The sequence below is a fragment of the Paenibacillus sp. WC2504 genome (assembly GCF_052682475.1).
Window position 1 is genome coordinate 5,352,890 of sequence record NZ_JBQZFH010000001.1, and the last position, 23,893, is coordinate 5,376,782.

General features: G+C 45.0%; 12 protein-coding genes. All 12 read right to left on the reverse strand.

Annotation, left to right across the window (positions count from 1 at the left end; genetic code table 11):
• Positions 1-147: 147 nt before the first annotated feature.
• The 12 genes from ACUN27_RS24315 to ACUN27_RS24370 all read right to left on the reverse strand — a co-directional run bounded on the left by ACUN27_RS24315 (position 148) and on the right by ACUN27_RS24370 (position 23,882).
• Complete coding sequence (locus tag ACUN27_RS24315; RefSeq protein WP_445559680.1) at positions 148-3,351, reverse strand: glycosyl hydrolase family 95 catalytic domain-containing protein; 3,204 nt, start codon at positions 3,349-3,351, stop codon at positions 148-150.
• A gap of 127 nt (positions 3,352-3,478) precedes the next feature.
• On the reverse strand, positions 3,479-6,655 hold the full coding sequence (locus ACUN27_RS24320) for a glycosyl hydrolase family 95 catalytic domain-containing protein (RefSeq protein ID WP_445559681.1): 3,177 nt from the start codon (positions 6,653-6,655) through the stop codon (positions 3,479-3,481).
• Between the two features lie 43 nt (positions 6,656-6,698).
• Positions 6,699-7,610: an RICIN domain-containing protein gene (locus ACUN27_RS24325; RefSeq protein ID WP_445559682.1), complete on the reverse strand. Its 912-nt coding sequence runs from the start codon at positions 7,608-7,610 to the stop codon at positions 6,699-6,701.
• Positions 7,607-8,926 carry an alpha-L-fucosidase gene (locus ACUN27_RS24330; protein WP_445559683.1) on the reverse strand — a complete coding sequence of 440 codons (1,320 nt, stop codon included), beginning with the start codon at positions 8,924-8,926 and terminating at the stop codon, positions 7,607-7,609. Before ACUN27_RS24330 ends, ACUN27_RS24325 begins: the two co-directional genes overlap by 4 nt.
• Positions 8,927-9,368: 442 nt before the next feature.
• Positions 9,369-12,140, reverse strand: coding sequence for a beta-galactosidase GalA (gene galA, locus ACUN27_RS24335; RefSeq protein WP_445559684.1), 2,772 nt, complete (start codon positions 12,138-12,140; stop codon positions 9,369-9,371).
• 28 nt (positions 12,141-12,168) lie between these two features.
• Positions 12,169-13,440, reverse strand: coding sequence for an MFS transporter (locus ACUN27_RS24340; RefSeq protein WP_445559685.1), 1,272 nt, complete (start codon positions 13,438-13,440; stop codon positions 12,169-12,171).
• A gap of 14 nt (positions 13,441-13,454) precedes the next feature.
• Positions 13,455-14,273: an MBL fold metallo-hydrolase gene (locus ACUN27_RS24345; protein ID WP_315948929.1), complete on the reverse strand. Its 819-nt coding sequence runs from the start codon at positions 14,271-14,273 to the stop codon at positions 13,455-13,457.
• A gap of 181 nt (positions 14,274-14,454) precedes the next feature.
• Complete coding sequence (locus ACUN27_RS24350; protein ID WP_445559686.1) at positions 14,455-17,652, reverse strand: glycosyl hydrolase family 95 catalytic domain-containing protein; 3,198 nt, start codon at positions 17,650-17,652, stop codon at positions 14,455-14,457.
• A gap of 215 nt (positions 17,653-17,867) precedes the next feature.
• Positions 17,868-20,249, reverse strand: a complete 2,382-nt coding sequence (locus ACUN27_RS24355; protein WP_326061789.1) for a helix-turn-helix domain-containing protein — start codon at positions 20,247-20,249, stop codon at positions 17,868-17,870.
• 132 nt (positions 20,250-20,381) lie between these two features.
• Positions 20,382-21,953, reverse strand: a complete 1,572-nt coding sequence (locus ACUN27_RS24360) for an ABC transporter substrate-binding protein (RefSeq protein WP_445559687.1) — start codon at positions 21,951-21,953, stop codon at positions 20,382-20,384.
• 73 nt (positions 21,954-22,026) lie between these two features.
• Positions 22,027-22,902, reverse strand: coding sequence for a carbohydrate ABC transporter permease (locus tag ACUN27_RS24365; protein WP_315948922.1), 876 nt, complete (start codon positions 22,900-22,902; stop codon positions 22,027-22,029).
• A gap of 14 nt (positions 22,903-22,916) precedes the next feature.
• Complete coding sequence (locus ACUN27_RS24370) at positions 22,917-23,882, reverse strand: ABC transporter permease (protein WP_315948920.1); 966 nt, start codon at positions 23,880-23,882, stop codon at positions 22,917-22,919.
• Positions 23,883-23,893 lie beyond the last annotated feature (11 nt).

Here is a 23,893-nt window from a genome sequence, read left to right on the forward strand (position 1 = left end):
GATTCTTGAGAGGCTGGCTCATGATGTTTTTTGTTCTATTCATGATTATTTTTGAACTGGGACAAGGCAACCGCCCCCTCCTGAAAACTCCAGGACCTATAAATTAAAAAAGGCACCCAAAGGGCACCTTTAACCAAGTCAATTGAATTATTGAAGTTTGACCAGTCTCCATTTCTGACTTGCCGTACCGTTCGCCGTCTTAATAACCACGGAATATTCCGTTCCGTTTAGAAGTGTATCCAACGGTTTGTTGCTTTGGACACCAACAATGGTATAGGTACCATCCGCATTGGCTGTAAATTTCCACCTTTCGTTCGGTGAACCCGCATAAGGCCATATAATCGTCTTCGAGTTGTCCGTGGTTGTCGCTGCGTTAACATCCAGCGCTTTGCTGCTTGAGACGCCAAGGAGCCTGAACGTGCCGTCGCCATTATCGCTAATATTCCATTGCTCGCTTGCAGCACCGTTATCTGGTGACACAATAACGACCGTACCATTCGCCGTTGCATTTCCCTTCACGTCCATGGCAAGGTTGCCGCTCCCGACATTGATGAGTTTATACACGCCACCTACCATGGCAGACTGGCTAAATTGGAACCAGTTCAGATGGAAGAGAGGGCCGCCAGTTCCCTTGTAAACGAGATATAGATTCTGCACGCCCGTGGCACCCGTTACTCCGCAGCCTACCGTTTGCCAAATTTGTCCTCCTCCAGTAGACGGTACCGTACAAGTGCCTACCAGCGTACCCGCCACACTCCCTAAGCGGATCTCAACGGTCCCTCCGGGTCCATTGCTCGCAACTCTGGCGGAAAATGAAGCTGCGCCACTTCCAAAATCAACATTGTTGTAGACGGTATAATCGTTATTATCCATGGATGTGAGATCATAACCCGTACCTTTGTCAGAGGCGCTCTCAAGCTGGACGCCTGATTGGCTGTCGTAGTTCTCTGCTTCGATTTGGTTAAATGCAGATTGTGTATTTCCACGCACGAAGGTAATCCGCGAATCTGTAAACGGATTCAGAAGTTGATTGCCGTACCGGATCACAGGAACTGTACCGCTCGGGGAATCAATTTGAGCGGATACGAGCTGCCCGTTTGCCCATTTGATGCTGAGTTCATACCCGCCTCTCGCTTTCACGCCTGTAATTTCGCCACTCGTCCAGGCTGTAGGCAGCGAAGGGAGAAGTTCAATTTCCCCGGTGTGGCTTTGCACAAACAATTCTGGATAATACGCGCTCCTCGGCGGATATTCGTGCTTCGTTGCACCTGTTGGATAAACATCTGCAATCGTGACCGCTTTATTCCCATCGTTAAGGCGCGCCCACATGAAAGCAGGATCAGGAAGGTATCCGCCCGATCCACGCATGGTTAGCGCCACCTTAGCTGCTTGAAATAAATCAGGCGTGCCTCTCTTCGTGATTTGGTCCAGAAAACCGACGCCAATGAGATGAGAAGCATGACGATGACTTGGATCTACGTTCGGATAGTCATTATTCCATTCCTTCAATTGACCGCTATTTCCAATTTGATAAGGCAGCAACTTCGGTAACGCCATTCGAATGCGATTTAACAAATCAACATCCGCAGGAGAATCTGCTTCCAATATACCTCCCGCTTCCAGCACATTTTCAAACAACTCTCGAATTAACGTCATATCGATCGTCGAACCTTGGCTGACTGCAATGGCTTTTCCATCCGACAGTACATACTTCGTCTCGGGAGAAGTGGAAGGCGATGTCACGAGATAGCCGTCCTTATTGGTAACGAGATAATCCAATGCAAATTCTGCAGAACCCTTCATAAGAGGGAAAGCTTTATCCCGAAGAAAGGTCTTGTCTTGCGTGAACCGATAATGATCATACATATTATACAGGAGCCACATGCCACCAGTTGGCCAAATCGCCCATTCATTATCATTAGCACCAAGCGCAGTTTTTGCCCATACATCGGATGCGTGAGGTACCATCCACCCATCGAAGCCGAAATCGGATTGTGCGGTTTTTGCCCCGTTTACAGCTAGATTTTCGATATACTTCCAGAGAGGATCGCCATTTTCAGATAGATTCCCCGTCTGAATTAACTCATAGGCTCTTTCTAAACTCTCATTAAACCAATGCGCCCCGCTAAATTGAGGTTTCCAAGCGTAATGCCACATCCCATTCCCGTTTTGAGGACGGTCGTATGTGTTCGCCCTGGAAGCAGCAATTGAAACATAACGGGCGTACTGGTAGGAAAGCGTGTAAGGTCTCGAAGCGCCTGAATTGCCGTTAACTTCCGTCCATAACCTGCGAAACAAGCTCCGATAGTCATTCTGGTGGGTACTTAGGAGCTGGCTATAGGTTTTGGCAAACGCCGCGTTCATAATCCCCGTTACAATTGGAGTGGGATTAATGCCGCCTTGGCTTGGATTCGGATTGGTAAACGGATCCTTGTAACTTGTCACATCGGCATATAGAAGTTCGATGACCGAAGCCCCTGAAATGTTTAAATTCCCTTCGGTTGCTGTGATCGTTCCTCCTGTCGTTCTGGCGCGAAGGCGAGCATCGTACGTCATGCCTCTCCCATCCCCCCACTGACTTACATAGTCATCGTAAGGGGCTGTGCCTGTCATCTGGATCTCATTGCCCGAAGAAGATACCGTTCCGTGAGTATTCATTTCCGCCGGCAGCGTCATCTTGGCCGTCATACTCATCGGTTGGCCCCCGTCATTGGTCATTCGTATGACCATAATCCGATCCGGGTGACTTGCAAATACTTCACGCGTATACGTTATATTTCCCACTTTATACTTCGTTGTTACGATTGCCTTATCCAGATGAAGCTCTCGATTATAATCGGTATATCCTGCCGTGTTCGGGACATCCAGAACAATTTTTCCAATTGGCTGAAAATTAGCATAATAGGTGGGAATTGGTCCCCACATCCCCTTTGCTGCTGTCTCTGCTAACTTCAATTTTTCCTCGCGATACGTAACTGACGTTGCCGAATCCGCTTCTGCAAGTAGGCTTCTTGCATTATTCAGAGCTGTTTTGCGACTTGCATTATAATTATTGAAAGGTTCGCCGGAATGAAACGTTTTGTCGCTAAGTTGAAGAATTTCGGTAGCAACGCCTCCTGACACTTTCGCGCCGAAGTAACCATTCCCGACAGGTGTTCCAGTGAAATCTGTCCCGCTTGCCGGCGTTGTCCAATTGAATTTCAAATCATCCCAATTGCCTGTTTTAAGAGCAGGCAGTGCTGTACTCCCTACATTTGCATAAGCTTGATTCGATGCTCCAACTGATATCAAGCTTGTTACTAGAAGAGAACTAACCATCATGCTTATGAAACCTGCTTTTAGTTTCTTCATAATATCTCCTCCTTGATTTTGTTCGAAGTAACTTTATACCTTGCAAGGATTATTCCGAAAAATCTAGAGCTATCCATTTACTAGTAAAAACGTGCCCCAAGGACACCCTTTAACCAAATCTTCATCCTTATTGCAGTTTGACCAGTCTCCACTTCTGACTTGCCGTGCCGTTCGCCGTCTTAATAACCACTGAGTATTCGGTTCCGGTTAGAAGCGTATCCAACGGTTTGTTGCTTTGGACACCGATAATTGTATAGGTGCCATCCGTATTAGCGTTGAATTTCCATCTTTCGTTGGGTGAACCCCCATAGGGCCATATAATCGTCTTTGAGTTGTCCGCCGTTGTGGCTGCGTTAACATCCAACGCTTTGCCGCTTGGGACGCCAAGGAGCCTGAACGTTCCATCGCCGTTGTCGCTAATATTCCATTGCTCGCTTGCACTACCGTTATCTGGTGACACAATAACGGCCGTCCCATTCGCCGTTGCATTTCCCTTCACGTCCATGGCAAGGTTGCCGCTCCCGACATTGATAAGTTTATAGACGCCTCCTACCAAAGCAGACTGGCTAAATTGGAACCAGTTCAGATGGAAGAGAGAGCCACCAGTTCCCTTGTAAACGAGATATACGTTCTGCACGCCCGTGGCGCCCGTTACTCCGCAGCCTACGGTTTGCCAAATTTGCCCTCCTCCAGTAGATGGTACCGTACAAGTACCTACCAACGTACCCGCCACATTCCCTAAGCGGATCTCCATGGTCCCTCCGGATCCATTGCTCGCAACTCTAGCGGAGAATGAAGCTGCGCCACTTCCAAAATCAACATTGTTATAAACGGTATAGTCATTATTGTCAATCGATGTGAGATCATACCCCGTGCCTTTGTCTGAGGCGCTCTCAAGCTGGACGCCTGATTGGCTGTCGTAGTTCTCTGCTTCGATTTGGTTAAATGCAGATTGTGTATTTCCACGCACGAAGGTAATCCGCGAATCTGTAAACGGATTCAGAAGTTGATTGCCGTACCGGATCACAGGAACTGTACCGCTCGGGGAATCAATTTGAGCGGATACGAGCTGCCCGTTTGCCCATTTGATGCTGAGTTCATACCCGCCTCTCGCTTTCACGCCTGTAATTTCGCCACTCGTCCAGGCTGTAGGCAGCGAAGGGAGAAGTTCAATTTCCCCGGTATGACTTTGCACAAAGAGTTCTGGATAATACGCACTTTTTATTTGCCATTCATTTACCGAAGGATTGGTCGGATAAATGGTTGCAAGGGCGGCAGCTTTATTCCCATCATTTAGTCGTGCCCACATGTACCCGCTATCCGGGTGATATCCGCCTGAACCGCGCATGTTTAGCGATACTTTAGCTGCTTGAAATAAATCAGGCGTGCCTCTCTTCGTGATCTGATCCAGGAAACCGACACCGATGAGATGGGAAGCATGGCGATGACTTGGATCTACGTTCGCGTAATCATTATTCCACTCTTTAATTTGACCGCCAGTTCCAATTTGATAAGGAAGCAGCTTCGGCAAAGCCGTTCGAATACGATTCAACAAATCAACATCCGCAGGAGAATCTGTTTCCAGTATGCTCCCCGCTTCAAGGACATTTTCAAACAGTTCTCGTATGACTGTCATATCAATCGTCGAACCTTGGCTCACGGCAATTTTTGTGCCATCGGACAAGACATACTTCGTTTCTGGTGAAGTAGAAGGCGATGTCACGAGATAACCATCTTTATTAGCAACAAGTAAATCCAAAGCAAACTCCGCTGAACCTTTCATGAGAGGAAACGCCGTGTCTCGAAGAAATGTTTTGTCCTGTGTGAACCGATAATGATCGTATACATTAAACATGAGCCACATGCCACCCGTTGGGTAGATCGCCCACTCATTATCATTTGCGCCAAGCGCTGTTTTTGCCCACACATCGGATGCATGAGGCACCACCCACCCGTCAAAGCCGAAATCGGATTGTGCGGTTTTTGCTCCGTTGATAGCTAAATTTTTAATATACTTCCACAGCGGATCGCCGTTTTCAGCAAGATTCCCTGTCTCAATCAATGCATACATCTTCTCTACATTTTCATTAAAGTAATGCGCTCCATTCGAGCGAGGACTCCACATGTAATTCCACATTCCCTGTTGATTATGCGGTCGGTCAAATGTATTCGCTCTGGAAGTGCAAATGGAAACGTAACGCGCATATTGATAGGAGAGCACATTGGCTCTGGCATCGCCTATGTTTCCGTTCACTTCCGTCCATAACCTGCGGAACAAGCTCCGATAATCAGTCTGGTGGGCACTCAGGAGCTGGTCATAGGTTTTGGCAAACGCCGCGTTCATAATCCCCGTTACGATTGGCGTAGGATTGTTGCCGCCTTGGCTTGGATTCGGATTCGTAAACGGATCCTTGTAGCTTGTCGCATCGGCATACAGGAGTTCAATGACCGAAGCGCCTGAAATGTTCAAATTGCCTCCGGTTGCTGTTATGGTTCCTCCCGTCGTTCTGGCGCGAAGACGAGCATCGAACGTCATGCCTCTCCCGTCTGCCCACAGGGTAGTTGGGTACTGAGCGTAAGCGTAAGGAGCTGTTCCTGTCATTTGGATCTCGTTGCCCGATGAAGAGACGGTTCCATGTCCGCTCATCTCATTCGGCAATGTCATCTTGGCCGTCATACTCATCGGCAGTCCGCCGTCATTGGTCATACGGACAACCATCACGCGATCCGGATAACTCGCAAATACTTCACGCTTATAAGTCGTGCTTCCCACTTTATATGTGGTAGTCACAGCAGCTTTATCCAAATGAAGTTCTCGATTGTAGTTCGTATATCCCGTCGTATTGGGGACATCCAAGACAATATTGCCGATGGGCAGAAAGTTAGCCATATATGCATATCCCCACATCCCATTGGCAGCTGTTTCAGCTTGTTTTAATTTCTGCTCGCGATACGTTACTGTTGTTGCTGTATCCGCTTCTGCCAGCAGGCTTCTTGTACTATTTAGAGCTGTTTTGCGGCTTGGATTATAATTGTTGAAGGGTTCGCCAGAATGAAACGTTTTGTCATTAAGTTGAAGAATTTCAGTCGCAACACCTCCCGAAACTTTGGCGCCGAAGAAACCATTTCCGACAGGTGCTCCGGTAAAATCTGTCCCGCTAGCCGGCGTTGTCCAATTGATTTTCAAATCATCCCAATTGCCTGTTTTCTGGACAGGTAATGCCGTACTTCCTACATTAGCTTGAGCCTGATTCGATGCTCCGACTGAGATCAAGCTTGCTACAAGTAGAGTACTAACCATCATGCTTGAAACCTGTTTTTACTTTCTTCATAACATCTCCTCCTAGTTAGTTGACTTTCACAATCTTCCACTGCTGAAGTGTACTCCCATTCCAAGTTGAAAGCCTGTTTACATACACGGGTGGGATAAATTCGCCTTTGAAATTCCCACTGCTTGTTAGGACTAAACCATTAGCCCAATTCGCAATTTTATAAAACCCGTCTCCCAGATCCGCCAATTGCCACTGTTGATTCTCGCTGCCTGTCCATGTAGTTTCTTTCGTATTCGTGCCTGGTGCCGTCCCGCTTCCAGCACCGTCCAGTGCCAGACCATTTGTCCGGTTTAGAATCTGATAATATCCCGTACCGAGATTGACGAACCTCCATTGAGCATCATTACTGCTGTTCCACACACTTTCCTTCACATTCGAACCTGAAGCCACACTCCCTCCTCCATCGAGCACCAAATCTGTCGTGCGATTCGCAAGTTTGAAGTATGCATTTGAATCCAAGGATATCTTGAGCGAAGTAATCAAATCGTTATTGCCAGTGTCTTTGAGATTGTTATTGTTGCTTGCAAAAGTCCACGAAGTCCCGCTGTAATTATCTTCTGCGTAGGCTGTTACCTTGTAACCTGACGGCACTAGGATGGAGGAAATACTATTATCTGCAATTCCGGCTGCTTGCAAAGTGTAATTGCCCAAAGAGAGAGGAATTCGATTTCCTTCATATTGCACATGTTTGTAAAAAGTTGGACCCGACACCTGATGCAAATCGGGAATCTTCCCTGTGAATGTTAGTTTTACCACATAGGCGCTTGCCGTGAATGGTTTGCTAGCCGGCATCGTAATTTTCAAACCTTCCTGATTCTGGACTCTGTTCGGCAAATTAATATAGATACCGGCAGTCTCTCCTAGCAACTGCACATTTGAAAGCGTATTTAAATTAATTTGATTCGAATTAAGTGTACTTATGTTCAAATTGGCGCCATTCCCCGGCACTCCAGAACGATGGCATATAACGTGTTGTTGCTTTTGTTGCGAGTGAAACGAATGTCTGTTTCCGTACCAACAATAGGACTTGAATGAATCGCGCCGCCAAGCTGTGTTGGACCTTCGCCATATTTCGTCCAAGCACGCGTCGAGTAGATGCTTTCGCCATAGCGTTTTAACCAATCCCCCATCCCAAGCAAAATATTTTTTTGCTCCTGTGGAATGGTTCCGTCTGCCATGGGCGCAATATTAAGCAGCAAGTTGCCATTTTTGCTTACACGATCGATGAGGGAGTGAAGCAGAGCAGGAGCTGAATAGTAGCTCATGCCAGGCGTATAGCTCCAACTGCCGACGCTGTCGTCCGTTAACCAATAATTAGAGGTTAACTCTGCTGGCCCTCCTCTTTCATAGTCGACAACTTCACCATTCAAGTTGAATCCGCCGCTAGTTTTATAGGTTGCGACAACCTCTTTGCCCCAATCGATCGCTTTGTTATAGTAGTAAGATAAAAACTTGAGACGCTGCGCTTCATCAATCTTCGTCAAGGCAAAATCCTGCCAAAGAATATCAGGCTGATACGTATCGATAACTTCTTTCAGTTTATCGTACCACAGTTGATCCTCCTGCGTTTTCGGCAGTTGACCGTATAATTTCATCAAGCTGGGGTCGGATTGTGCGGGCGCGTATTGAAAGTATCCGTTACTGTTATAAGCATGATGCAGCGCTGTCAACAATTTCAAATTCTTGTTGCGGATTGCGGTTGCAAAGGTTCCAAGGAGATCCAAATGGGGTCCCTTGTCCACTGAATTCCATTCATTGACTGAACTATCCCACATCGAATAACCATCGTGATGTTCAGCAACAGGGCCGGCAAACTTTGCCCCCGCGTCCACGAACAATTGCGCCCATTCGTTAGGATCAAATTGACCTCCAGCTGATTTCATCTTGGGAGCAAACTCAACCCAATTCCCATTCTTATCCTGTGCGCCATTTATGAAATTGTGATACGGCCACGAAGTTGGGGATCCATACACACTAACATGGTGGTTGTATTCTTTACCATTTTGTACGTACATGTTACGAGGGTACCATTCATTTCCATAAGCGGGAACGCTGAACACGCCCCAATGATAGTAAATGCCAAACTTAGCATCTTGAAACCATTCCGGGGCGGCCTTATGCTGGTCCACAGATTCCCATGTAGACTGATAAGTGGTTGCTGCGTGAGCTCCGAATGGCGCGAGTAACTCGCAGGATAAAACAAGTGAGACTGATACTGCCAATACCTTCATAAATGGCTTCATCAACACATCTCCCTTTAATTAGAATTGCGTTTGCTGCGAATCTACACACTTTCAAAACTTATCTACTTCTCCTTTTCGATTTTGTACGAAGTAACCTGATGCATATGAAGGAACCACTTTTTTGTAAGCCCTTACATTCACCTCCCATGCCCAACATACTCCATCTGTTTTTTCAGGTAAACATCAAAAGCGAGACATTTCTATAAAACCATGAGCAAATTCTACTTACATAAGCATTTTTCGAAAGAATTTTCAGTTCCTACTAAAACACCTAACAGGAAAGGGCCGCCAATTCGCAATCGTCGGCAGCCTTTTACGTGTTTACTATGAAAAAAAATTGCAGCCTTGCCTGGCGTGGAGCCAAGTTGCTGCAACAGGGTTTTCAGGAAAAATGAAGGGGATCTAGATCGGGGAATGTAGCGATTAGGCTTGGAGAATCTATCTAAGTCAACAAGCAGACCGAACTGCTGATACCTGGCTTACTCATCTGCTCTGTCATGTGAACAAGCACGGATAACGTAATCACGTTTTTTCCTTTCAAGTCAACCTCTCGCAACGGAATTACCACTGAAGTCGGCTCAACGAGCGATGCCACCAATAACAATTCCGTATCCGCGTAGATTTCAACATCACCTTGGATTTCATTAAAACGAAGGCTGGCGCTGCTAGTCCTATCCTGATCCGACAAGAACAATTGACTCCGAAACACTACGTACCCTCTTATTCCTCTCAGCATCTTCAAGGTGCCATAACTGACGTCTACCTTTTCCCATGTATTCATATCTGTCGGATCCATAACCATGAGGGCATCAGGCCTTTCGCCATAAGGCTGCTGCGTTACATGCCAGTCATTCACATAAGTTTCCTTAACGGAAGGGATGTAAGGAGGCTCGGCCGTTTCCTTCACAGGGATAACCCATGTCATCGGTGCCAAGCCAGCAGCTTCCGCTACTAACACAATGGGGTCTGAGCCGGGGACGCTTTGCACAATCAGCTGGCAGCAGCCGGCAAATAAACTCCTTGCCTGGGCGGCGTCGGCCTCGTGACAATTGGGATCACCGTTGCCAACGCCCAATATTTTGCCTGAACCGCTAAGCGTGAACGTCACAAACCGGCTATCTGTCGGAACAAAACGCTGCTGCGCATCGATCGCGTACAAATTAACGGCAATGGCATCCTTCCCGTCACCATAGAGATAGGGTTTCTGCAATTCCTGTCGGAGCGAAGCGGTTTCGCCAGTTGTTGCAACTTCCGTCACCTTTACAAGTCTACCGTTGTTATAGCCTTCCATGCGAACGATGCCCGGCTCATAAGGAATTTCCCACTCCAACTGCTTATACACGTCAACATACTCTCTACTGATAAATTGGCCATTCACATATAAGCTCACTTCTTCGCAGTTGGTGTGCGTCATCACCTTTATCGGTTGCCCTTCACGTCCCTGCCAATTCCAATGTGGCAGCATGTGGAGAACCGGTTCGTCAAGCCAATAAGCTTGATACAAATAGTACGCGTCTTTGGGAAAGCCGCAGGTATCCATAATGCCGAAGTGCGTGTTGATACTGGGCCATTCATAAGGTGTCGGCTCCCCGCGATAATCAAAGCCTGTCCAAACGAAAGTCCCCATAACAAAATCACGAGTAGCTACCGCTTGCCAGGCCTCGCGCACTGTAGCGCCCCACGGGGCCTTCTCTTGATCGTAGCTGTCAAATACTTGCTTGATCGAATCATTTGTATAGTTGCCTCGCGTCGAAAATGCGCTTACGGTCTCGGAACCGATAATTGGCTGCGCCGGATGCTTCGCTTTAAATTTATCATAGCTCGTATGCATATAATTGAATCCTGTGATCTCCAGAATATCTGCTGTTCCTTCGTCCTCCATCACCCCACCGTTCAGAGCTCCAAGAACCGGACGAGTCGGATCCAAACGTTTGACCGTCCGCATCATTCGTTTAACTATACGACGGCCAATTGGTGTTCCTTGATGCGGTTCTTCATTGAACAGACTGTAGAACACCACACAAGGATGATTGCGGTCGCGGGTGACCATATTTTCAAGTTGGCGCAGACCTTCTCTGGAAGACTCAAAGTTGCGATTTTCATCCATCACTAGCATGCCCAACCGATCGCAAATGTCCAGCAGCTCGGGTGTCGGATTGTGATGCGCTGCACGGTAGGCGTTGCTGCCCATATCCTTGAGTCGCCGAATTCGGTATTCCTGCAGCCCATCAGGCAGCGCTACGCCAACACCGGCATGATCTTGATGATTGCATGTTCCCTTTAATTTCAAAGGTTGTTCATTCAGGAAAAAACCTTCATCCGGACAGATGCGAATCGTTCTGTAGCCGAAAGAAGTCATCTCAGTATCATAAAGCTGTCCAACCATCGTAAGAACGGAATGTACTTGATAAAGATGAGGCGCATTAATATCCCATAAAGCTGGATTGGTTACGTTTAACTTCTGAACGACCTTATTTTTGCTGCCAGCTGCACATTTACTCTCCGTCCTTGCTTTCTGAACTACTTCATTCTTGGCATTTTGAATATATGTTGTTAACGTGTAATGCACATCGTGCTCCAGTTCATTGCCAACGACAGTTTCAATATGCGTCTGCCAAAGTGTCTGATTAATTTTCTCGGGTCTGACCCAGACCCCGCGTTCTGCAATGTGAAGCGGCAATTTTGTTGTTAACCAGACATGACGATAAATACCCGCTCCCTCATACCACCATCCCTCGGCCTCTGTAGCATCAACGCGGATGGCGAGTACGTTGGGACGATCACCATAGTAGGCTCGATCCGAGATATCAACTGTAAAACTGGTATACGCGCTAAAGTTTCTTCCCAATAAACTTCCGTTTAAATAGATCGAAGCTTCGGTTGCGATGCCGTCGAACTCCAATATCAGTTGCTTTCCCTGTTCCTCAGCGGCCAATCTAAATTTCTTCCGGTACCAGCCCATGCCACGCGGCTTAAAGCCGAAATTCGGCACACCATTTTCCCGGTCGAATGGCTGTTGATACGACCAATCATGTGGAAGCTGCACAGTCTGCCAAGTCGAATCGTTCCACTCCATGCCAGCGGGACCAATAGCGCCCCCAGCTTTTGCTCTGCCGTAGATACTGTTATGCGATTTGTTGACGGGAACATCAACTTCACCAAGATGGAACAGCCAGTCCTTATCCATGCTAAATCGTTGTCGCACCTCATTCATTCCTTTCCTCTTGGGTGTAAGGGTAGTATTATTCGGTTTTCGCAAGATCGCGTTCACTTGGTAAGACATTCATTTTCGGTTTGACATTTGGCCTGTACCATAATGCGATCAGCAGGAAAATGAGCGCGCTGCCTAAATAAATGTACGTTATGCCATTAGGCAAACTGACTGCCAAGTATACCAGCATCGGGCCTAACGCAGAGCCCATATCCGTCGCAACCGAATAAGCAGTCATCACTGTAACGACGGATGAAAAGCGGGCGACGTCCGATGCCAAAGCGTCCATTAACGTCGAAACGGCTGTGCTTGCCGCCAAAATAAGTAAGATAATCGTACACCATAGATAGATCGGAAGCTGCCACGGTACGAGAGCATAGCCAACCGCAGAGCAGATTAGAGTGAAACCGAAAAGAGGCAGACGCCCTTTCGAACCGTCAGAGCGCAAGCCTATCCATGAGGCAAGAAACGGTTCCCACCCCCAGCGAGCTGACTGCAGCACCCCTGATAGCATCGTGCTTGTCACGGCAATGCCGATCAACGTCATCGGCTGCGGATAGTTGGTTTCGATCTGCAAGCTTAATGTGACGCTTAGAACAGTCTGGAGGAGATAAACGAAAAGTCCGGTTGCAACGATTTTTAGCACAGGCTTCTTCCAAATTACCGCCCGATTGTCGATACGCTCCTTCCGCAGAAGAGAAACGTCGGACTGGTTCGCTTTAGCACCGGAAATGTAGACGGCGACATAAGGAAGCCCTAACAGCATGAACACCCCGAAAGCAATGGAAACAATCGGCATCCCGACGAGTGGAACGAGGACACCGCCGATAAGCATGCCGACCAAGCTTCCTAGACGGAATATTCCGTTATATCGTCCCATCAGATGGCCGCGATTTGTATCATCTGAGTAGCGAATAACGGTTAAATAGCCGCCCATGCGCAGGAAGGACCAGGCGATCCCCCATAAGCTGCGAAGAACGAGCCAGATGATAAAACCTTTGAACAGGCTGTACCCGATAGTTGTCGCTACTGCCAGCAGTATGGCTAGGATAAGACCCGTGCGCAATGACATTCTTTTATAAAGTAAACCAATCAGCGGAGTCATTGGCAGTCTGATAAAGCGGTTGATGGAAAGGAGTACTCCGACCTCCCATAACGCATTGAGGCCAACTTCCTTCCAGTAAATAGGAAGTACGATATACAGCATGGAATCTCCGAGCAAACAGAGCGCGGTAACCACCGCAATAATTGTGACAGGACGCTGATTCTTCCTAAGTTGATCTTCGGATGCAGTAAAATTCATGGATTCTCCTTAACCTAGCAATGAACAGTAAGCCCATCATATGCTACACATATCCCATAAGGTTCGAACATGCTCTCCCAATCTTCATGCATAAGAGTGGAATTATGGGTGAAGTGTGTAACATAGATTCGCCCAGCCTCACCTAGGATTTGCTCCTTAACGAATATATCGTGTACTTCCAGAATCGTATCTGCGTTCATATGGTAGTTCTTCTGTTTAATTCCTGTCTTTTCATGCGTGCAGTCAAGTATCGCCATATCGATCTTTTTGCCTTTGAGCCATGCCCAAGTATCCTCTGGAAACCATCCCGTATCATTCCCATAGAGTAGGGTTTTTCCGTCTTTCTCCACGAAGTATAGCAGGCACGTTTCCATTGGGTCGTGATCAGCATGAAGTGGCGTAACCCAAGCCGATCCCGCAGCTATCCTTTGAAAGGGTTTCATTCGATTAAATCGAACTCGGTCACCCTCGAATTTCCCGAGAGCCTGCCGAGCATGGTACATAACAAGATCGTTGCCATGGATCCATAGTGGATGTTCAATACCATGAGCAAAGCCTTCAATTCGGCTTGTCAAATCCCCTGGATAAAAATGATCGTAATGCGTATGGGTCACCAGCAAATGCTCTATACGCCCCAAGTCTATTCCATCACGAAGGGCTTGCATTTGTGAATCCGCCGAATAATCGAACTTCAACGTATCGTCAACGATAACGGAAGCTCTCGTACGAATGTTTTTTCCACCAAGCTTTCGAGCTGTGAGGCACGCTTCGCAACTGCAAAATACATTCGGAAAGCCTTCAGACGCAGCCGTCCCAAGAAAATGAATTTTCATTGTTTTCTTTCACCTCCTTGCCCCAACATAGGCCATCTGCTTATTCATGTAAACATCAAAAAAAAGTGATTTCTATAAAACAATCAACAAAATCTTTACAAATAAGCACTTTTCCTGAAAATTTGAATGAATGATTTTAAAACAAAGGGGTGCCCCGAGGACACCCTTTCACTCATGATCATTACTGCAATTTGACCAAACTCCACTTCTGACTTGCCGCACCGTTCGCCGTCTTAATAACCACCTTATATTCCATGCCGCTTAGAAGCGTATCTAACGGTTTGTTGCTTTGAACACCAACAATGGTGTAAGTGCCATCCGCATTGGCGTTAAATTTCCACTTTTTGTTTGGTGATCCGCTATAAGGCCATATAATCGTATAGGAATTATCAACCGTGTTGGCTCCGGTTACATCCAACGATTTGCCGCTTTGAATGCCAAGCAGCCTGAACGTGCCATCACCATTGTCGCTAATATTCCATTGCTCGCTTGCAGCACCGTCATAGGCTGACACGATGACTGGCGTCCCATCCGCCGTTGCATTTCCTTTCACTTCCATGGCAAGGTTGCCGCTACCCACATTAACGAGTTTATACACACCACCTACCATGGCAGACTGGCTAAATTGGAACCAGTTCAGATGAAAGAGAGGACTGCCGGTTCCTTTGTAAACGAGGTATACGTTCTTCACGCCCGTGGCACCCGTTATTCCGCAACTAACCGTTTGCCAAATTTGCCCTCCTCCAGTAGCCGGAACCGTACAAGTGCCTGCCAGCGCACCTGTCGGATTCCCTAAGCGAATCTCGATGGTCCCTCCAGGTCCATTGCTCGCAAACCTGGCGGAGAATGATGCTGCGCCACTTCCAAAATCAACATTGTTGTATACAGTGTAGTCGTTATTATCAATCGATGTGAGATCATAACCCGTACCTTTATCCGAGGCGCTCTCAAGCTGGACCCCTGATTGGCTGTCATAGTTCTCTGCTTCAATTTGATTGAATGCAGATTGTGTATTTCCACGCACGAATGTAATTCGCGAATCGGTAAACGGATTCAAAAGCTGATTGCCGTACCGGATTACAGGGACCGTACCCGTCGGAGAATCGATTTGAGCGGATACGAGCTGCCCGTTTGCCCATTTGATGCTGAGTTCATATCCGCCTCTCGCTTTCACACCCGTTATTTCGCCATTGGTCCAGGCTGTAGGCAGTGAAGGGAGAAGTTCAATTTCTCCGGTATGACTTTGCACAAAGAGTTCTGGATAATACGCATTTTTTAGTTGCCATTCATTCACCGAAGGATTTGCTGGATAAAGGGTTGCAAGGGAAGCTGCTTTATTCCCATCGTTAAGTCGTGCCCACATGTACGAATCATCCGGATGATATCCACCCGAACCGCGCATGGTTAGCGAAACTTTAGCTGCTTGAAATAAATCAGGAGTGACTCTCTTCGTGATCTGGTCAAGAAAACCAACGCCAATTAAATGGGAGGCATGACGGTGGTTGGATTGAGAATTAACATAATCATTATTCCATTCCTTGATTTCACCGTTGCTCCCAATTTGATAGGGAAGCAATTTGGGCAAGGCCATTCGAATACGATTCAGCAAATCAACATCTGCAGGAGAATCTGCCTCCAATATACTTCCTGCTTCCAGTACATTTTCAAACAATTCTCGAATGACCGTCATATCGATCGTCGAACCTTGACTGACAGCAATCTTGGTTCCATCCGACAATACATATTTTGCTTCGGGAGAAGTAGAAGGCGATGTAACGAGATAGCCATCCTTATTTGCAACAAGTAAATCCAGTGCAAATTCTGCAGAACCCTTCATTAGAGGGAACGCTGTGTCCTGAAGAAAGGACTTGTCTTGTGTGAACCGATAATGATCATACACATTAAACATGAGCCACATGCCGCCTGTAGGCCAAATCGCCCATTCATTGTCCCCAGCACTCAGCTCTGATTTTGCCCAAACATCGGATGAGTGGGGTACAAACCACCCGTCAAAGCCGAAATCAGCTTGTGCGTTTTTCGCCCCGTTTACAGCAAGGTTTTTAATATACTTCCAGAGTGGATCGCCATTTTCAGCAAGATTCCCTGTCTCTATCAATGCATACATCTTCTCTACATTTTCATTAAAAAAATGCGCTCCCCACGAGCTTGGCTTCCACATGTAATTCCACATTCCCTGCTGGTTGTGCGGACGGTCAAATGTATTTGCTCTGGAAGTGCAAATGGAAACGTAACGGGCATACTGATAGGTGAGGACATTAGCTCTGGCAACGCCTATGTTCCCATTAACTTCCGTCCATAACCTGCGAAACAAGCTCCGATAATCAGTCTGATGGGTACTTAGGAGCTGGCTATAGGTTTTGGCAAACGCCGCGTTCATAATCCCCGTTACGATTGGAGTGGGATTAATGCCGCCTTGGCTTGGATTCGGATTGGTAAACGGATCCTTGTAACTTGTCGCATCGGCATATAGAAGTTCGATGACCGAAGCCCCTGAAATGTTTAAATTCCCTCCGGTTGCTGTGATCGTTCCTCCCGTCGTTCTGGCACGAAGACGAGCATCGAACGTCATGCCTCTCCCGTTTGCCCACGTATTTGCGTCCTCGTTGTAAGGGGCTGTTCCTGTCATCTGGATTTCATTACCCGATGAAGTTACCGTTCCGTGCGTGTTCATTTCCGCCGGCAGTGTCATCTTGGCCGTCATACTCATGGGTTGGCCGCCGTCATTCGTCATTCGAACAACCATAACGCGATCCGGGTAGCTGGCAAATACCTCACGCGTATATGTCGTGCTTCCCATTTTATATGTGGTTGTCACAGTAGCTTTATCCAGATGAAGCTCCCGATTGTAATTCGTATATCCTGCTGTGTTCGGCACATCCAGCACAATTTTGCCAATTGGCAGGAAGTTGGACATTTGTACCGATCCCCACATCCCCTTGGCGGCCGTATCAGCTTGCTTTAATTTCTCTTCGCGATAGGTTACTGATGTGGCTGTATCCGCTTGAGCAAGCAAGCTTCTTGTAGCATCCAGCGCTGTTTTACGACTTGGATTTGTATGATTGAAAGGTTCGCCGGAATGAAACGTTTTATCATTAAGTTGCAGAATTTCAGTCGCAACACCGCCTGAAACTTTCGCTCCGAAGTAACCATTCCCGACCGGTGTTCCGGTAAAATCTGTCCCGCTGGCAGGCGTTGTCCAATTGATTTTCAGATCATCCCAATTACCTGTTTTCTGGACAGGCAGTGTTGTACTTCCCACATTTGCATAAGCTTGATTAGATGTCCCCACTGAAACTAAGCTTGTTATAAGAAGAGAACTGACTAACATGCTTATTAAACCTGTTTTTACTTTCTTCATATCATTTCCTCCTTGATTTTATGTTGGGTATCCCGCTGCATATCCAACTAGCTCCTTTATGTAAGCCCTTACATTCACCTCCCTGCCCCAACATATAGCATTTCATATTTCCATGTAAACATTAAAAACTAGTGATTTCTATAAAACGATCAGCAAATTCTCTTGATATAAGCGAAAAAACCGCCAATTTGTTATTATCGGCGGCTTACTCTTATTCATGATGGATATCCGTTATCATACACCTTGTTCTCACTAGTCGTATTCCGCAATTTGTATTCTGACGTCGTAACCCCATACTTCGTCTTAAACATTTTATAGAAATAATTTTGATTCTCCCAACCAATTAAATCCAAGATCTCAGCCACGTTGGTATTGGGTTTGGTAATAAGTTCTGCAGCAATACTTAATCGATAATCCATCAACCATTCAGCGATTGCTTTACCATGAACATTGCGAAATATTTTACCCAAGTGATACTTAGATAGATTCAATAGTAATGCAATACTATCCTGACATAACGATTTATCCATGTAGTTGGCCTCTATGATGCCAATGACTTTACTTACAATCTGCTGATTTCGGTTTACTTTGGAATCCACCATGCTTTCAGCAATTTGACGAATAAGCACATGGAACTCGGCGTTGATTTCTCCAATGGTTTCCATTTTACTAATCATACGAACAAATGTACTATATTGAATATTGAACGTAGTTGATCCATTCAATTCAATTTCTTTGATCCGCTTATAGATATTAAATGCTAAATAATATAGGTAACTAATGACAATATCGTAAGAATAATGATTCAAATAGGCGACGATCTGTTCATAAGCTTGAATGGCTTCCTCATATTTTCCATAAACAAGAAGCTCGTCAAATGTTTTTTCCAGTTGTAGCGGCGGTCGGAAGTCATCCGTTTTCATATGTTTCAACTCATCCGACGAGATGATCGATCCTTGTCCGAAAATGAACCTGTACTTGCTAAACTGAACGGCTTCCTGATACGAAATAGAGATATCCTGAAGTTGTTTGACCGAATACCCGATTACGCCTGTCATGGAAAGTTTCAGATTGCTTTGAATCCAGTTTTGCAGCTCCGCAATGATGAGACTAATATCGCGAAGCTGTTTCTCATAGGACTCGTCGGAGGCTTCTAGAATGAAGACAACTTCATCACCCAAATCAACCGCACAATTATTCGTGAAACGAGAGGCTATTTCTTCTGCTACATTTCCGATTGCATAACGAAATAGGTCTTGATCTGCCGCGCTGTAAGTTCTCATAAATTGCTCATAACGATCAATCATGAAGATAACGGCAAAATGGCGCTTATCGGCCAACAACCGTATTTGATACTGATCTAGACGTGATTGTAGATCTATAGGGTCATCATCAAACGATTGGCTGATCAGCCTTCGCAAGAACTCTAATCTCCGGGAGGAAAAAGCAGTCTTTTTATCGCCAATAGATACTTCATTCTGTTGAATGGCCATCGAAATGACATCACTTAAATAGCCAATATCATCCTTATTTTCGACTGACGAAGATGGTAAACGAGGCAACGCTGAAACTTTACCGACCAGACCGCGAATAGGCGAATACAACTTTTTGGATACATAGAATACGATAAATATGCCAGGAATCAATATCCCTAAACAAAAAGCAAGCGTAATCCAGCCAAGTCGCTCCATATCATGAAAAATAATCGAATAAGGGACGATATGAATAAATTTCCAATTCAAAGCCTCGGATGTTACATAGGTGATCAGATTCTTCTTTCCTTGAATCGTTGTTGTAAAATAGGCATTACTGCCTTTTTCTTGGATTGGTTTGAGAACAGCCGATTTCTCCTCCGCCGATAATTGATCCATGTTCCCAAGAATCGGTTGTCCCTTCTCATCTAGTATCCAAGTACTTCCTTGATTTTTTCCGCTAGTGGAGAGGGATTGAATTAATGCTTTCAAGTAATCCACTTTCACATTGACGATAATTGCGCCCTTTACGCGATCTGCTGCATCCTCATATTCATAGAAAATATAAGTCAAAACACTTATCTTCTGATTGCTGTCAATATCCTTCCCATCGGCCGAGATAAAGACAGGAATTTTCCTTAATATAGGGTAGAACTTTCCCCTTGCTACCTGTTTCTTCTCATCAATAATAGAAACTAAGCCTTGATCAAAAAAAGAATCCTTGGTATTGCTGGATTGAAGCCAAGTAGAATAAAATTGATTGCTCGTTCCATTAAAAACATAGACGGAATGTACGAATTGATTCGCGTCCTTCAATTTGGATACATCTACCAATGCCTCTTGGATATCTTTGTAATCATTATTCGCATTGTACATAACCGACTGTACCCGATAATTGGTCAATAAAGAGATCGAGAATGTTTTCGAAGCTTCGTTCAAATAAGTTGAACTATAGCTGATTTGTGATAGCGCATTCGCATTAGCACCAGAAACGAGGTTCACGCCAATTTTTTGAAAATTAACATATAAGATGTAGGAAAGCGCCAGTAAGATACAGATAAATACAAGCGTAAATGAAGTAAACATACGAATAAACATAGATCGAGGCAGTTTTATCTGGCTCACGAGCGCTAACCTCCTAATATATCACTTACACAACCATTATATAGCAAAGAATTTTAATAGAAAAGAAAAAACCACTTTATGGAAAAGCAACCACTCAATAGCTTGTATAAGCTATGAGCGGTCATTTGATTCTTACTTTTTATTTACCTTGCGCCATTCATCAAGCTGCTTTTGAGCTTCCGCAGTAACTTTATCCAATCCTGCTTTCTTAAGTTTATCGTTAATTTCAGCCATCACCTTCTCAGGATCAGCAGTTCCAAAATTCAGCAGCGAGTTTGTTACGCTGTTGTACTGTTTTATAATCGCATCGATCTGTGCCATCTCGGTTTTAATTGGATCACGGTTTAAAACAAAGCCAATTAATGGGGAAACAATCGCTTCTTTGTTTACTTTGTTTGTTTGCTCCCACACATCTTTAGGCTGCCCTGGACGAAGGAACATGTTAAATTGACTGCCGAGCTCCCAGTCCGTTCCCGGATTATATCCGCCATTTGGCAAAGCTTCAATGGTTCTGTCGTCCACTTTCTTGTAATGCTTGCCTTCCATGCCTACACATAATAACTGATATAATTCTTTGTCAGCGAACAAAAGATCCAGATACATCATCGCACGTTCAGAATTTTTGGAGTTTTGGTTAATTGCTGTCAGCGATGAAATTAAACTCGTGTTGGAAACGTAAGATGGACTAAACTGAACATCGGTTACATCGTATCCCGCCCATCCTTTTGTATCGCCTTCATTGCCAGGCTTCACCGCTCCCGCTGGGAACATTCCATACTTCCCGGTTTTTTGTTCCGCTTTATAATCTTTAATCGTAGCTGCGTCTTTGCGAATGTATCCTTTGTTATACCAATCGCGATTCATTTTGGCCAGTTCCATCGTTTCCGGAAGTTCATACAAGTTTTTAATTTTAAAATCATTATTTTTTACATTAATCACAAGAGGATTGGCTGTATCGCCCGTAACGGTGTCATACATAAGTCCGGTATCCATATTGGAAAGAAGTTCAGTAGAAACCGGTGCACCGCTCGTCGTAGGCACAATACCAGGTTCATTTTGCTTCACATTTTCCAGAAATGGTTCCAAATCACGCAATGATTTGATCTTTGTTTTATCCAGCTTGTACTTATCGGCTAGATCCTTTTTGATTGAGAACCCTTTCATCGTTGCCATAATCTGATAACTTGTTATCCCATATAGCTTGCCATTCACACGCGCCCCGTCAAAAAATTGGGCAGGAATTGTTTCCTTGATATGCGGACCATATTTATTCAGAAGATCGTCTAACGGCAGGAAAGCGCCCTTCGCAACATTGTTATAAAAATTATTCGTCCATGAAGCGGTGTACGTTAAATCCCAATCCTCACCTGCCGAAATAATCACTTTCATTTTGTCATCGAAGTTGCCCCAATCAATGGTGTTTAATGTGATGGTCGTATTGATTTTTTCTTTCGTAATCTTGTTCATGGCATCGACAACCGCTTTTTCATCTGGCTGCGGTGTTCCGACTCTATAAAGTGTCAGATTTACAGGATCAAGTTTAGCAGGACTAGTCGCCGCTCCCCCGCTTTTCGCACTCTCCGCTGGCGAAACTGTAGCGGTAGGCTCTCCCGTGTTTCCGCTGCTGCATCCGCTAATTAAGGATACTGCACAAACAATCGAGAATACGCTTCCAAACACTTTCTTCATGCTCTTTGCTTTCATGTGTTTTTCCTCCCCTGAATTATACAATTTGATATTATTTGAAACCTTACGGTATCAAACCAACGTTAAGCGTCTAGCCTTTAATGGAACCGACTGTAATTCCTTTGACAAAAAATCGTTGAAAGAAAGGAAAAATGAATAACATGGGACCTGCCGCAACGACTGCCAGCGCGAAACGAGCCGATTGGCTTGGCAACACGACAGAAGATGTATTCGCTACGGCCAGTGCACTATTTAAGAAATCAATGTTAGACATGATTCGGTAAAGCAGTAGTTGTAAACTGACATACTTGCCAGTGTCAATAAACAATAAGCTTAACCAATAATCATTCCAATAGATAAGCACTGAAAACAAGGCGATTGTTGCTAATCCGGATTTACTAACAGGAATAATAATGGAGAAAAATACACGATATTCGCTTGCGCCATCCATTTTCGCCGATTCAATTAATGCGAATGGGATTGTCGTCATAAATCCTTTCATCAACAAGACTAAGAAAGGGGTTACAACATACGGCAGGATAAGAGCTAACGGTGAATCCTTTAAATGTAAAATCCGCGAAACGAGAATGTACCAAGGCACCAAACCGCCGCTGAACAAGAGTGTAAAAAAGATGAAAAATGAAATTTTATTCGCTAAAAAGAAATCTTTTCTACATATCACATAAGCAACCATGGCTGTAATCATGATGCTCAGCAAAGTACCGGCTACTGTTACAAAGATCGTAACCACATACGAATTAATAATTTGTTTGGGATTTTTAAAAATAAATTGATACGCTTCTAAAGAGATTTCACTTGGAAATAAGGAGTACCCTTCTGTTAAGATCGTACTTTCTTTTGTGAATGACGCAGTGAGAACAAGCACAATTGGAATGATGCAGGCAATCGACGATAACAATAATGCCATGTGGATCATGAAGAGACTAATACGCGATTTGATTATCATTGAGAAGAACCTCCTTAGAACAGGGCGTTTTCTTTACTAACCCTTCGAATGACGAAATTTGTAAGTAAGATGATGACAAGACCAACAACAGATTGATAGAAACCGGCAGCCGATGCCATGCCAATATCTCCATTAACCCTTAGAGCTCTAAACACGAACGTATCAATGATATCTGTCGCTGGATAAAGGAGCGTAGAATTCATCGTAACGTTATAAAATAAGTCAAAATTCCCGAAGAAAATACGGCTTACTTGAAGCAGCACAAGCAGAATCATTAAAGGTTTCAGCAAAGGGAGGGTAATTGACCATATTTGCTGCCAGATGTTTGCGCCATCTATTTCTGCTGCTTCAAAATACTCTGAGTCAATGGAGATAATGGCTGTGTAATAGATAATGGCGTAATAACCCGCATTTTTCCATAAATTAACCAATATTAAAATATAAGGCCAATATTCAGGCTCGTTATACCAAAGAACAGGTTCCTTACCGAACCAGGATAATATCGTGTTTAGGAACCCGTGACTCATATCCAGAAAAGCAAGGCATACATAACTCACGATTACGAAGGAGATAAAATAAGGGAAAAATAGCGCCGTCTGATGGAATTTGACAAACTTTTTCGAAACTTGATTCAAAAGAAGTGCAAGAAGAACCGAAACGATTAAGGTAGAAAGAATAAAAGCTGTGTTGTAAAGGAGCGTATTTCGGGTAATGTCCCAAGCATTGCTGGAAGTAAATATGAATTTAAAATTTTCAAAACCACTCCATGGACTGTGGAGGATACCGTCCCTATAATTGTAATTTTTAAAAGCAACGATCAGTCCGTATAATGGAATGTAGTGGAAGACAAAAACAAAGATGCAAGCAGGTAAGGCTAAAACTAACAACTGATGAGACTGTCTAAGCTGCTTCCAAAAAGCAGGAAGTTTATGCGCCGTAGAACCTCCTCTGGCCTTTATAGTTACAGGTACTCTCTCCATGAAAAACACTC